The following is a 12,906-nucleotide window of genomic DNA, read 5'->3' as shown; positions in this document are numbered from 1 at the left end:
GGGTTCAATAGAGGAAGCGCATGAACGCCGTTACCACTGCCAACCTTATCGGTATTACCGGCTTGGCCCGTCGCTTGGTTCAAGATGGTGCGCTTGACGAATCCACCGCTCGCGGCGCTATGGACCAAGCTGCTGCGGCCAAGGTTCCGCTTCCTCAGTGGTTTGCCGAAAAGAAGCTCGTATCGGCTGCGCAGCTGGCGGCCGCAAATGCCGTGGAGTTCGGCATGCCTTTGATGGATGTGTCTGTGTTCGACGCTAGCCAGAACGCAGTCAAATTGGTCAGTGAAGAGTTGCTGCAGAAACATCAGGTACTGCCGCTGTTCAAGCGCGGCAACCGGTTGTTCGTGGGGGTAAGCAACCCGACCCAGACTCGCGCGCTGGATGACATCAAGTTCCACACGAATTTGGTGGTCGAGCCGATTTTGGTCGATGAGGATCAGATCCGTCGGACTCTGGAGCAGTGGCAGGCTGGAAACGCTTCCTTTGGTTCTTCGCTCGGTGATGATGACGAGGAGATGGGGGATCTCGACGTATCCGCCGGTGACGAAGACATGGGCGCCGGCGGGGATTCTGGGGTCGATGCCAAGGGGGACGATACGCCGGTGGTGAAGTTCGTCAACAAAATGCTGGTGGATGCGATCAGGCGGGGAGCGTCCGACATCCATTTCGAGCCGTATGAAGACGACTACCGAGTGCGCTTGCGCATCGACGGCTTGTTGAAGAATGTGGCCAAGGCACCAGTGAAGTTGAGTCAGCGCATTGCGGCGCGCCTGAAGGTGATGTCGCAGCTGGACATTGCCGAGAAGCGGGTGCCGCAGGATGGGCGCATCAAGCTCAACCTTTCCAAGACCAAGCAGATCGACTTCCGTGTGAGTACCTTGCCGACGCTGTTCGGCGAGAAGGTGGTGCTGCGTATTTTGGACGCCAGTGCAGCCAAGCTGGGTATCGAGAAGCTGGGCTACGAGGCGGACCAGCAGAAGCTGTTCCTGGATGCGATCCATAAGCCCTACGGCATGGTGCTGGTGACCGGGCCGACCGGTTCGGGCAAGACGGTGTCGTTGTATACCGCGCTAGGCATCCTCAACGACGAGACACGCAATATTTCCACGGCCGAGGATCCGGTAGAAATCCGCTTGCCCGGCGTGAATCAGGTGCAGCAGAACGTCAAGCGCGGCATGACGTTTGCGGCGGCGCTACGCTCGTTTCTTCGCCAGGATCCGGACATCATCATGGTCGGCGAAATCCGCGACCTTGAGACAGCCGAGATCGCGATCAAGGCGGCGCAGACCGGCCATATGGTGCTGTCGACGCTGCATACCAACGATGCGCCGCAGACCATCGCGCGTCTGATGAATATGGGCATCGCGCCGTACAACATAACCTCGTCGGTCACGCTGGTCATCGCGCAGCGTCTGGCGCGGCGGCTGTGCAACAACTGCAAGCGCAAGTCGACGCTGCCGGAGCATGCGCTGCTGGCGGAAGGCTTCACGCCCGAGCAGATCGCGAACATCGAGCTGTATGAGGCGGTCGGCTGCGATGAGTGTACCGAGGGGTACAAGGGCCGTACCGGTATCTATCAGGTCATGCCGATGACCGACGAGATCGGCGCGATCGTGCTGGAAGGCGGCAATGCGATGCAGATTGCTGAGGCCGCACAGAGGGTTGGCATCCGCGATCTGCGCCAGTCGGCGTTGATGAAGGCGTCGCATGGCGTGACCAGCCTGGCCGAGATCAATCGCGTGACGAAGGACTGAGTGAGTGGGGATTTGGGAGTCGTGATTGGGGATTCGCAAGAACCCCGATCTTCGCGGATAGCCCCAGATCTGCTGCTTCTGCCTGAGTCAGGTGGCATTGAAGGCTTCGCGTCATGTGACCAGCCTGGTTGATTTTAGTTTGGTGACCAAGGACTGATTGAGCGGGAATTCGGGAGTCAGCATCAGGAATTCGCAGAAGCGCCGAGCGCTACCTGCTACCGCTAACCGCTCAATGGGAGGCTAGATGCGAGCCTTAGATTGGTACCGGTGCTTGTGCTTGCTGGCAGTGAGGAAGCCCGCGCATTGGGTAACGACCCAGGCCGAGATCAACCTTATGGTCAAGGACCGAAAATCAGGTTGGGTAACTGGAACAGCATGGGGCCTAGACGTTCCAGGCTTTCTGTCGTAGCCATCACTAGCAGCGATCAGGCTCGAATGCAGGGCTTTCGACGCTTCAGTCATCGCGACCTCGCCGGCAAGCATGATCGAAGCCGGCTGCCCGCTTTTACGAATCCCGCTGCCGAATCCCCAATCCCGGCCTTTCAGCTACTCCATCCCTAACTTTTTCAGCTTATAGCGCAACGCACGAAACGTGATGCCCAGCTGCGCGGCAGTCTTGGTCTTGTTCCAGCGGTTTTCTTCCAGTGCCTTCTGGATCGCGGCGCGCTCGAGTTGCTCGATGTAGGAGGGCAGCGCGGAGGAGGCGGGGTCGATATCGACCACGGCTTCGCGTGGTTCGACCGCTGCGCTGCCCGGCGTCGCGGCCAGACGGTGGCCGCCGTGAGCGGGTAGGCGCAGGTCGGTGGCACTGATCTGGTCGTCTTCGGCCAGGGCCAGGGCGCGCTCGAGGATGTTTTCCAGCTCGCGCACGTTGCCCGGAAAACCGTACGTGTCCAGCGCGTCCAGGGCCGACTGGGTCAGTAGCGGAATTGGCCGGCCGTGGCTGCGCGCCAGGCGCGCAATGATGGCGGCGGCCAGTTGCGGCAGGTCGCCGCTGCGCTCGCGCAGCGGCGGCACACGCAGTTCGATCACGTTGATGCGGTAATACAGGTCATGGCGGAAGCGGCCGTCGGAGACCAGGTCGCCGAGGTCCTTGTGTGTGGCCGAGAGGATGCGCACGTCCACCAGCGTTTCGCCGGCGGCGCCGACCGGGCGCACCGATTTTTCCTGGATCGCGCGCAGCAACTTGACCTGCATCTGCAGCGGCAGCTCGGCCACTTCGTCCAGGAACAGCGTGCCACCGTGCGCGGCCTGGAACAGGCCGGGTTTGTCGGCATGCGCGCCGGTGAAGCTGCCCTTCTTGTGGCCGAAGAACTCGCTTTCCATCAGTTCGGCGGGAATGGCGCCGCAGTTCACCGGAACGAAGGGGCCGGCGGCGCGGGCGCCTTGCTCGTGGATGGTGCGTGCCACCAGCTCCTTGCCCACGCCGGATTCGCCGACGATATACACCGGCGCCTGGCTACGCGCGACCTTGCCGATGGTGGCGCGCAGGCTCTCCATCGCGGTCGAATCGCCAAGCAGGCGGCTGGCCTGTTCGGGCGGCGGCGGGGGCGGTGCAGGGCGGTCGCGGTTGTTCAATTCCAGCGCGTGCTTGACCAGGCCGCGCAGCACACTGATGTCCACCGGCTTGCTGACGAAGTCGAAGGCGCCGGCCTTCAGCGCCTCCACCGCCAGATCCATGCTGCCGAACGCGGTGATCATGGCGACCGGGGTTTGCGGATAGTGCTTTGCGATTTCGGTGACCAGTTCGATGCCGTTGCCGTCGGGCAGCCGCATATCGGTCAGGCACAGGTCGTAGGGATTGCTGGCCAGCAGCTCGCGCGCCTCGGCCAGATTGGCGGCGGTGCTGATGCGCAGGCCCATGCGGCCCAGGGTGAGAACAAGCAACTCGCGGATATCACGCTCGTCATCGACAACCAGGGCACTTTTGGGTTCGCTCATGGTGCGCACGATAGCCCAGCGTGATGACAATCGACAATTGCCTGCAACGATGGCGTGGCAGGGTGGCTCAACGGATCGGGCGGGACGCGGGCCAGAGGTGTCGGACGGCCATCAAGGCCTCGGCGCGCTTCCCGGGCACATGCGATCTGATTCACACGCGGCCCTTTGTTCGAGTGGCAGCTGCTTTTTCAGCCGTTTTCAAGCGTTTGATCATCGGCATGCTGTTCTCGAAAGCATCGGTCATAGACCAACTACAGCGTGGACGTCGCCGCACATCGGACGCATGCCCACGCGCAATACAGCAGCGGTGAACCAATGCTGCCCACACACGCAATCGCGAAACGCCCGAATCGGCAAACTCACTTAGAGCGGCTCACAAAACATAGCGAGCACGTCAGGTGGGCGCGGAAGGCGCGGGGGAAACGGCGCGTACGAGTAGTGATACATGCCGACTTCGAGCACCGGCCGCGTCTGCCTGGCGGGTGCACAGTCCTTCTGTTAGTTGCTCTTACCCTGCAAGTTATTAGGCCCCTGCAAGGCAATCCGGAAACACGCCCCACCACCGGGAACCGGGACATAGTCCAGTTGCGCCTGGTTGGCACGGCACAGCTCCTGGGCGATGTACAGGCCGAGCCCGGTGCCGTGTTCGGAGGTGGTGTAGAACGGGCGGAACAGTTGCGCGGCCACTGTCTCCGGGATGCCGGGGCCACGATCGACGACATCGATCACCGCCATGCGCTCCTGCCGCTCCACGCGCAGTTTTACCCGAGCCGGTTCGTCCATGACGCGGCCGTACTTGAGCGCGTTATGGACCAGGGCGGTGAGAATTTGATACAGGTGCTTAGGGTCGACCAGGGCGTGTACCGAGCTGCCCTGGATGCTGGCCTCCAGGATGTCGGTTTCCATCGACAGGGTCTGCCGATATTCGACCACGAAGCGACGCACGAACGCGGCCAGATCCAGGTTTTCCGGGCTGGCGCGTTCGCGGCGGGCCAGGCCGAGCACGCTTTCGACGATGCCATTGGTGCGCTGGCACTGCTGATGGATGATCTGCAGCAGGCGGCGGTCGGCATCGCCGATGTCGGGGGATTCTTCCAGCAATTGCGAGGCGTAGCTGATCGCGGCCAGCGGGTTGCGGATCTCGTGGGCCAGGCTGGCCGAAAACCGCCCCATGGCCGACAAGGTCAGCGATTCGGCGCGGCGCGAGACCACCGTGGCATCGTCCAGAAACACCAGCACCAGGTCGCTGTCGGCGAGCAGGCGCACAAAGCGCGGCTGCACTTCCGGACGGTCGGCACCGAGTTGCAGCGGCGCTTCTTCCTGTCGCCAGCCGCTGCGCCAGCGCTGCAGTCTGCGCGCCAGTTCCGGGGTGAGCGCGGCCAGCGACAGATCCGCCGGCGCATTGCGTTGGTCGCCATCGCCAAGCAGTGCCAGTGCCGCTTCGTTGGCCAGGGTGATGCGGTTGTGCGTGTCGACCACCAGTACGCCGGTGCGCATGCGCCGGATGATCAGCTCGTTGATCTCGTACAGATTGGCGACCTGCGCGCCGCGTTCTTCGGCCAGCACTTGGTTGCTGCGCGCGCGCGCGGCGATCTGCTGGCAGATGTAGGCCACCGCCACGTAGCTGGTGGCAAACATCGCCAGCTCGGCCAGCGGGCGGGTGGCGCCGCCTTCGAGCAGCGTCCATAGATATTCGAGCACGATGGCGATGCTGGCGAGCACCGCCACGCTCATGCCGTACCGCAGCCGCAGCAGAATCGAGGCGGCGGCGACATTGAATAGCAGCATCATCGCGATGCCGGCGCTGGCGCCGGGCAGGGCGTGGGTGGCCAGGGTGGCGGCGAGGATGTCGGCCACCACCGCGCACAACACGGTGGCGGTCAGCCGGCGTTCGCTGCGGCCCCAGAACAACAGCGGGATGGCCATGCACAGGTAGCCGATCGCCACTCCGGCAGCCAGGCGCGGGTAGCGCGGCTCGGGAATGGCGTCGGACAGGGGACTGAACACCAATGCGGCGATCAGCCCGGCCACCAGCACCCGGTACAACGAAAAGAAGTACAGCTCGCGCTGCGGCGCGGACTGCACCCGGGCGATGAGCGATGCAATGGAGGTCAAGCCGATTCCCCGCCGTAACAAGCCGCGAGTATAGGCAGGTGCGGTCCTGGGCACAGCGCGTGCGCACATTGTCGGGCGGCGCGCAAGCGCGGCGATCGGACAGGCAATGCCGGCGAATTTTGCGCCGCACGGCGTGGTCGGCCACAATAGGCGGCCCGTTCGCGTCTTTCGACGTGCCGCCCCGGCGGTCTGCGTTACACGCAGCGGTCGTTTCCTTTTCCCACGGTGACGCATGAATTTCCACGAATACCAGTCAAAACAGCTGCTTGCCGAGTACGGCATCCCCGTTCCGGCCGGCAAGGTCGCGGCGACCCCGGACGAAGCGGTTGAAGTCGCCAATTCCCTGGGCAAGGGCCCCTGGATGGTGAAAGCGCAGATCCACGCGGGCGGCCGCGGCAAGGCTGGCGGCGTCAAGTTCTGCAAGACCACCGACGATGTGAAGGCCGCAGCGGCCAAGATGCTCGGCACCAAGATGTCGACCTACCAGACCGCCGGCGTCGAGCTGCCGATCAACCTGGTGCTGGTGACCACCGCCGGCGAGATCGTCAAGGAGCTGTATCTGTCGATCCTGGTCGACCGCGGCACCAAGACCATCACCTACATCGCCTCGTCCGAAGGCGGCGTGGAGATCGAGCAGGTCGCTGCCGAAACGCCGGAGCTGATCCACTCGCTCAACGTCGATTTCGTCGAAGGTGTGCAGGGCTACCACGGTCGCGATTTCGGCTTCAAGCTCGGCCTCAACGCCAAGCAGGCCGGCCAGTTCGCCAGCATCATGGTGAACCTGTACCGCCTGTTCAACGAAAAGGACCTGGCGCTGGTTGAAATCAACCCGCTGGCGATCCTGGACGACGGCAACCTGTACGCGCTGGACGGCAAGTTCGACAGCGACGACAACGCCGCATTCCGTCAGAAGCAGCTGATCGCCATGCGCGACAAGACGCAGGAAGACGAGACCGAAGTGACCGCTTCGGAGCTGGACATCAACTACGTCACCATGGACGGCAACATCGGTTGCATGGTCAACGGCGCAGGCCTGGCCATGGCCACCATGGACGTCATCAAGCTCAATGGCGGCGAGCCGGCGAACTTCCTGGACGTGGGCGGCGGTGCGAACAAGCAGCGCGTCATCGAGGCGTTCAAGCTGATCCTGTCCTCGGCCAAGGTCGAAGGCATCTTCGTCAACATCTTCGGCGGCATCGTCCGCTGCGACATGATTGCCGAAGGCATCATCGCTGCGGTCAAGGAAGTGGGCGTCAAGGTTCCGGTTGTGGTGCGCCTGGAAGGCACCAACGTGGAAGAAGGCAAGCAGCTGCTGCGCGACAGCGGCATGGCCATCATCCCGGCCGACAACATCAACGACGGTGCCAAGAAGGTCGTTGAAGCTGTCAAGAACGCCGCCTGATTCACGACACCGAAGGAACTATCCATGTCCGTTTTGATTAACAAGAACACCAAGGTGATCGTGCAGGGCTTCACCGGCCAGCAGGGCACCTTCCACGCCACTCAGATGATCGAGTACGGCACCCAGGTCGTCGGCGGCGTGACCCCCGGCAAGGGCGGCACCACGCATATCGATCTGCCGGTGTTCAACACCGTGGCCGACGCCGTGCAGAACACCGGCGCCGATGCGTCGGTGATCTACGTGCCGCCGCCGTATGCGGCCGACGCGATCCTGGAAGCGGCTGCGGCCGGCATCAAGGTCATCGTCTGCATCACCGAAGGCATCCCGGTGCTGGACATGCTGCGCGTCAAGAACGTGCTGACCCGCTCGCATCCGGACACCGTGCTGATCGGGCCGAACTGCCCCGGCGTGATCACCCCGGGCGAGTGCAAGATCGGCATCATGCCGGGCCACATCCACAAGCCGGGCAAGATCGGCATCGTGTCGCGTTCGGGCACCCTGACCTATGAAGCGGTCAAGCAGACCACCGAAGTGGGCCTGGGCCAGAGCACCTGTATCGGTATCGGCGGCGACCCGATCAACGGCCTGAACTTCGTCGACTGCCTCAAGCTGTTCAACGAAGACCCGCAGACCGAAGGCATCATCATGGTCGGCGAGATCGGCGGCGACGCCGAAGAAGCAGGTGCCGAGTACATCAAGCAGTTCGTGAAGAAGCCGGTGGTCGGCTTCATCGCCGGTGCGTCGGCTCCGGCCGGCAAGCGCATGGGCCACGCCGGTGCGATCGCATCGGGTGGCAAGGGCACCGCCGAAGGCAAGTTCGCGGCGATGGAAGCCGCTGGCGTCAAGACCGTCCGTTCGCCGGGCGATCTGGGTGCGGCGATTGCTGCGCTGGTGAAGTAAGTACGCGCTGCGCGCTAGTCGGCGAGTTGAGAGAGGCCACCTTCGGGTGGCCTTTTTTTATGGCTCGATAGTGCTTCCCTCATCCGCCCTTCGGGCACCTTCTCCCGCATGCGGGAGAAGGGAGTGACGCAGGCAGTTGCGTGGCTGATAGATGGTGGGAGCGGGAGCGGGAGCGGGAGCAGGTGCAGTAGCAGGGGCGGGAGCAGGAGCAGGAGCAGCAGTTGCAGTTGCAGTTGCAGCAGCAGTTGCAGCAGAAGCGGACTGCTTTAGCTTCGCGCGTCGGATTTCCCCTCTCCCGCTTGCGGGAGAGGGGTAGGGGTGAGGGCAGCTTTCCCCTACACCCCAAATCGATCGCAACCGATAGCTGGCACCGGCAGTTCCATAACACGCTGTGATCTGACAAAAACCCGATGCATCCAATGCGCGCTGGCGAAAAAATTCGATTTGCGAAAATCTTGCGACGCGAGATGACCAACGCCGAGCGCGCGCTTTGGTACCGGCTGCGTGATCGGCGCTTGCTGGGCTTCAAGTTTCGCAGGCAGTGTCCGGTCGGGCCGTACATCGCCGATTTCGCCTGCCTTGACTGCGCATTGATCATCGAACTTGATGGCAGCCAGCATCTGAACGCCTGCTCCGATGCAGTACGCGACGCCTTCCTGCAGCGCGAGGGCTTCCAGCTGCTGCGCTTCTGGAATAATGCGGTGCTGGCGCGCACTGACGATGTGTGCAACGCGATTGCGCAAGGTTTGTGCGTTGCCCGTTCTTCTTCCCCTCCTTCCGGCATCCGGTAGGAACCGCAAAAGGCTGCCGATATGTCCCAGATCCTCCGCATCGCCATGGCCCAGTTCGACTTCCCGGTTGGGGCGGTGGCAAAAAATACCGATCGCATCATCGAGTTCATTGCCACGGCACGCGATGAGTTCGAGGCGGACATCGTGCTGTTTCCCGAACTGGCGATCAGCGGCTACCCGCCGGAAGATCTGCTGCTGCGTCCGGGGTTCTTGGCGCACTGCGAACAAGCATTGACGCGCATTGCGGCGAGTACGCGCGGTATCGTCGCCGTGGTCGGCTGGCCGCAAAGCGCCGGTAGCGTGGTCTACAACGCCGCCAGCGTGTTGCGCGATGGCCGCATCGAAGCGACCTACCGCAAGCGCGAGCTGCCCAACTACGCGGTGTTCGACGAGCGTCGTTACTTCGATGTGGACCCGGATGGCGACAATTGCGTGGTCACGGTCAAGGGCGTGCAGGTGGGCGTGGTGATCTGCGAAGACCTGTGGTTCGCCGAGCCGCTGGCCAAAACCGTGCATGCCGGCGCCGAGCTGGTGCTGGTCCCCAATGCCTCGCCGTACGAGCGCGGCAAGCACGCGCAGCGCGATGCGCTATTGGCAGAGCGCACGCGCGAGAGCGGGGCGGCGATTGCGTATCTCAACGTGGTTGGCGGCCAGGACGCGCTGGTGTTCGACGGCGCGTCGGTGGTGGCTGATGGCGACGGCACCGTGCATCCGGCCGCCGCCGCCTTTGTCGATCAATGGCTGGTGGTGAACTACGCCGCCGGCGAACGCCGCTTCACCCCGGTGGTCTGGGTGGACGATGGCGACGAGAGCATGGACGCGCTCGCCTGGCGCGCGGTGGTGCGTGGCCTGCAGGATTACTGCCGCAAGAACGGCTTCAGCAAGGTGTGGCTGGGCCTGTCCGGCGGCATCGATTCGGCGCTGGTGCTGGCGATGGCGGTCGATGCGCTGGGCGGCGATAACGTCACCGCGGTGCGGCTGCCGTCGCGCTATACCGCCGGTCTGTCCAACGATCTGGCCGAGGAGCAATGCCGCGCGATGGGCGTGAAGCTGGAAACCATCGCGATCGAGCCGGCCTTCGAAGGCTTGCTCGCCGCGTTGGGTCCAATGTTCGAAGGCACCCAGCCGGATGTCACCGAAGAGAATCTGCAGTCGCGCAGCCGTGGCGTGATCTTGATGGCGCTGTCCAACAAATTCGGCGGGTTGCTGCTGACCACTGGCAACAAGAGCGAATACGCAGTGGGCTACGCCACCATTTACGGCGACATGTGCGGTGGCTACGCGCCGCTGAAGGATCTCTACAAGACCGAAGTGTTCGGCCTGGCGAAATGGCGTAATACCGTCGGCGGTGCGCCGGTCATTCCACCGGCGGTGATCTCGCGCCCGCCATCGGCCGAGCTACGCGACAACCAGACCGACCAGGATTCGCTGCCGCCCTACGATGTGCTCGACGGCATCCTGTATCGCTATGTCGACCAGGAGCAGTCGCGCGACGAGATCGTCGCCGCCGGTTATGCAGCCGACACCGTCGAACACGTGCTGCGCCTGGTGCGGATCAACGAATGGAAGCGCCATCAGGCCGCGCCCGGGCCGAAGATCTCGCGGCGCGCGTTTGGTCGCGAGCGGCGTTACCCGATCACCAACGGGTATTCCGGTCAGTAACCCGGCGCGTCGGCCATCGCTGCGGTGGCCGGCGGTTGCGCGAAGCGGGTGAGCAAATCAAGAGTCGGCTTGGGTCGCGTCAGGTCGTACATCAGGCCGAAGTGGCCTTCTGCGCCCTGGATGGTGGTCTGGTCCAGCAACTCGTAGACATTGATCTCAGACACGACGTCGGCATAGTTGGCGCGCACGTTGCGCAGCAGCTGCGCCAGGCTGTCGAAGCAACCCCGATCGCCTTCCGCGCCGCCGGTGGTGTTGCCGGTGTAGACCTCGGCGCAGTTCAGCTCGTTGAAGAACACCGGCGTGTTGTAGGTCTGCGCGGCGGAGCGTAGCTGGCCCAGGTACAAGTCCGTCCAGTAGCCGGCATCGTGGTGGAAGGCGTAGTAGTGGAAGCTGATGTGGTCGAAGTCGAAACCGGCGGCCTTGGCCTTGGCAAGAAACCACAGCGAGCCATTGCGGTCGCCTGGGCAACGCGCGTTGGCGCTGCGGTCGTCGCTGTTGCAGGCGGTGATGTTGATGGTGAAACGCAGGCCCGCGCCTAGTTCGTTGGAGGCCTGGCGCATGCCCAGATACATGGTGGTCATCGCGGCGATGCGGGCATCGGCTTCGGCGCGCACCAGGTCCTGTTCGTTGCCGATCTCCCAGACCTTGATGTCGGCCGCGTAGCGACGTGCCAGTTGGTAACCGATCTCGCGCGACATCGGGTAGACCATCGGGCGTAGCGTGATGCCGTACTGACGCGCCAGTGGCACCAGGGCATCCAGCGTTGCGTAATCGCGCGGATCCACATCGAAGCGGTAGCTGCGCAGATTGCGCGCGGCCAGCAGTTTGAAGCGTGCCTCGGCCTGGTTCATGGGGTAGCCGGGGCGATTGTCGTGGGCGTTGACGCCGTAGACGATCGGGGCCGCGACTGAGACCGTGCTCAGTGTTGCCAGCGACACCGCGAGCAAAAATAGGGCGATGAGACGAGACATGCGGCCTCCTTGGCTGGCGCCGGCGGGGAGTCGGATCTTCCTAAGAGCGGCTAACAAACCGTCGCGAGCAATCGTCAGGTGGGTGTGGATGGCGCGGAGGAACCGGAGTGTATGCGTGGTAGATGCCGACTCCGAGAACCGGCCGCGCCCGCCTGGCGATGAGCACAGTCGTTTTGTTAGCTGCTCTAAGGTTTGAGTATAGGCAGGCCAGCCCGCCGGTTAGGTGATCTGGCGCCGGTTACGGGACGCGCGCAGGCTTGCGGTAGCCGGCACAGGGAGCGAGCACGCGCGCACAGACGCGACCGCAGTGGGGAGCGCTCACTGCGGCGGCGGCTTGCCGCACCGACCTCTCAGGCATGAAAAAGGGGCCTTTCGGCCCCTTGTGTATTCGGCAGCGACTGCAGTCTTAGTCGCGGCTCATCTGTGCATTGCGCTGACCGGTAGCGGCGGACTTCTCGCCGGCAAACGGGTTGAGCTTGCGGATCGCCCAGGGGTACTTCGGCCAATTGCCGGTCAGCCACGGGTGCTGCGGGCTGTTGAGTTCGAGCACGCGGCGTGCGTCTGCGGCCAGGGTCTTGTTGCCCAGGTGTGTGTAGGCCTCCGCCAGCACGGCAACGGCGTCGTACTGATAGGCGCTCTGCGGGTAGGTTTCCAGCAGATAGTTGGCGCGGCCGGCTGCTGACACCCAGGCGTTGCGGCGCAGGTAGTACAGCGCGTTATCCAGCTCGTGCTGGGCGAACACGTCGCGCAGCTCGATCATCCGCTTGCGCGCGTCGGGCGCGTAGCGGCTGTTGGGATAGCGGTCGGTGACCGTATTGAAGTCGTTGTAGGCCTGCTGCGGCGACGACAGATCGCGGCGGCTTGGGTCCAGCGACCACACCCGACGCAGGAACACCGTGTCGCGGTTACTGTTGGCCAGCCCGCGCAGGTAGTACAGGTACGAGATGTTGCGGTGCGTGGGATAGGTCCGGATGAAGCGGTCGACGCTGGACACCGTGTCGTCGTGCTTGCCGGCCTTGTACTGGGCGTAGGCGCTTTCGATCATCGCCTGCTCGGTGTACGGACCATACGGGTACTGGGCAATCAGGCGCTTGTAGCTGGCTTCGGCGCCAGCCCAGTTGCCTTTCTCCATCAGGCCGTGGCCTTTGCCATAGAGCTGCTCGACCGGCATGCCCTCATCGGGATTCTTGTCCTTGGCGCCGCGGTGGCAGCCGGTGACGACGAACGCCATGACCAGCATGAGGGCAATCAGGCGCGCAGGCGCGGAAAACGTGGACCGTCGGATCATGGGTCTGGGAAGGACGCGTCAGGAAAACGAAAGCGCGATGATAGCCTAGTGGCCTGTCCGGCGACTGACTCCTGCCGCCCGG

General features: G+C 63.6%; 9 protein-coding genes and 2 other RNA genes. 5 read left to right on the top strand and 6 right to left on the bottom strand.

Features of this window, described 5'->3' with window-relative positions; translation table 11 throughout:
- The first annotated feature begins 20 nt into the window (after positions 1-20).
- Positions 21-1,754, top strand: coding sequence for a type IV-A pilus assembly ATPase PilB (pilB, locus tag ACZZ0O_RS00105; protein WP_463591893.1), 1,734 nt, complete (start codon positions 21-23; stop codon positions 1,752-1,754).
- A gap of 546 nt (positions 1,755-2,300) precedes the next feature.
- On the opposite strand, the gene ACZZ0O_RS00100 is transcribed toward pilB, so the two are convergent.
- The 3 genes from ACZZ0O_RS00100 to ACZZ0O_RS00090 form a co-directional block, all read right to left on the bottom strand.
- Positions 2,301-3,695 (bottom strand): sigma-54-dependent transcriptional regulator, encoded by a 1,395-nt coding sequence (locus ACZZ0O_RS00100; protein WP_323514582.1) that lies wholly within the window; start codon positions 3,693-3,695, stop codon positions 2,301-2,303.
- 370 nt (positions 3,696-4,065) lie between these two features.
- A non-coding RNA gene (locus ACZZ0O_RS00095) (sX9 sRNA) lies at positions 4,066-4,142 on the bottom strand.
- 51 nt (positions 4,143-4,193) lie between these two features.
- Entirely contained in the window at positions 4,194-5,810 is a 1,617-nt protein-coding gene (locus ACZZ0O_RS00090) for a sensor histidine kinase (RefSeq protein ID WP_055848891.1), read from the bottom strand.
- Positions 5,811-6,042: 232 nt separating this feature from the next.
- On the opposite strand from ACZZ0O_RS00090, the gene sucC reads away from it, so the two are divergent.
- The 4 genes from sucC (at position 6,043) to ACZZ0O_RS00070 (ending at position 10,565) form a co-directional block, all read left to right on the top strand.
- Positions 6,043-7,212, top strand: coding sequence for an ADP-forming succinate--CoA ligase subunit beta (gene sucC, locus ACZZ0O_RS00085; protein WP_055848894.1), 1,170 nt, complete (start codon positions 6,043-6,045; stop codon positions 7,210-7,212).
- A gap of 24 nt (positions 7,213-7,236) precedes the next feature.
- Positions 7,237-8,112, top strand: a complete 876-nt coding sequence (sucD, locus tag ACZZ0O_RS00080) for a succinate--CoA ligase subunit alpha (protein ID WP_055848897.1) — start codon at positions 7,237-7,239, stop codon at positions 8,110-8,112.
- Between the two features lie 419 nt (positions 8,113-8,531).
- Positions 8,532-8,903 carry an endonuclease domain-containing protein gene (locus ACZZ0O_RS00075; protein WP_115562715.1) on the top strand — a complete coding sequence of 124 codons (372 nt, stop codon included), beginning with the start codon at positions 8,532-8,534 and terminating at the stop codon, positions 8,901-8,903.
- 21 nt (positions 8,904-8,924) lie between these two features.
- Positions 8,925-10,565, top strand: coding sequence for an NAD+ synthase (locus ACZZ0O_RS00070; RefSeq protein ID WP_463591892.1), 1,641 nt, complete (start codon positions 8,925-8,927; stop codon positions 10,563-10,565).
- Here the strand turns inward: ACZZ0O_RS00070 and ACZZ0O_RS00065 are convergent.
- The 3 genes from ACZZ0O_RS00065 to ACZZ0O_RS00055 all read right to left on the bottom strand — a co-directional run bounded on the left by ACZZ0O_RS00065 (position 10,559) and on the right by ACZZ0O_RS00055 (position 12,824).
- On the bottom strand, positions 10,559-11,536 hold the full coding sequence (locus tag ACZZ0O_RS00065; RefSeq protein ID WP_463591891.1) for a hypothetical protein: 978 nt from the start codon (positions 11,534-11,536) through the stop codon (positions 10,559-10,561). The two genes, ACZZ0O_RS00070 and ACZZ0O_RS00065, sit on opposite strands and share 7 nt — an antisense overlap.
- A 48-nt stretch (positions 11,537-11,584) precedes the next feature.
- Positions 11,585-11,660, bottom strand: a non-coding RNA gene (locus tag ACZZ0O_RS00060) — sX9 sRNA.
- 282 nt (positions 11,661-11,942) lie between these two features.
- The gene (locus ACZZ0O_RS00055; protein ID WP_055848912.1) at positions 11,943-12,824 is read right to left on the bottom strand and encodes an outer membrane protein assembly factor BamD; all 882 of its coding nucleotides are present in this window, start codon (positions 12,822-12,824) and stop codon (positions 11,943-11,945) included.
- Positions 12,825-12,906 lie beyond the last annotated feature (82 nt).

This window comes from Xanthomonas sp. AC360 (assembly GCF_979258225.1).
Note: the sequence above shows the minus strand (reverse complement) of the source record. Positions and strands in the feature narration are given on the sequence as shown.

Excerpts from the sequence above, each read along its gene's own strand:
- pilB (WP_463591893.1), top strand. The coding sequence starts at position 21 with ATGAACGCCGTTACCACTGCCAACCTTATCGGTATTACCGGCTTGGCC.
- ACZZ0O_RS00100 (WP_323514582.1), bottom strand. The coding sequence starts at position 3,695 with ATGAGCGAACCCAAAAGTGCCCTGGTTGTCGATGACGAGCGTGATATC.
- sucC (WP_055848894.1), top strand. The coding sequence starts at position 6,043 with ATGAATTTCCACGAATACCAGTCAAAACAGCTGCTTGCCGAGTACGGC.
- sucD (WP_055848897.1), top strand. The coding sequence starts at position 7,237 with ATGTCCGTTTTGATTAACAAGAACACCAAGGTGATCGTGCAGGGCTTC.
- ACZZ0O_RS00075 (WP_115562715.1), top strand. The coding sequence starts at position 8,532 with ATGCGCGCTGGCGAAAAAATTCGATTTGCGAAAATCTTGCGACGCGAG.
- ACZZ0O_RS00070 (WP_463591892.1), top strand. The coding sequence starts at position 8,925 with ATGTCCCAGATCCTCCGCATCGCCATGGCCCAGTTCGACTTCCCGGTT.
- ACZZ0O_RS00065 (WP_463591891.1), bottom strand. The coding sequence starts at position 11,536 with ATGTCTCGTCTCATCGCCCTATTTTTGCTCGCGGTGTCGCTGGCAACA.
- ACZZ0O_RS00055 (WP_055848912.1), bottom strand. The coding sequence starts at position 12,824 with ATGATCCGACGGTCCACGTTTTCCGCGCCTGCGCGCCTGATTGCCCTC.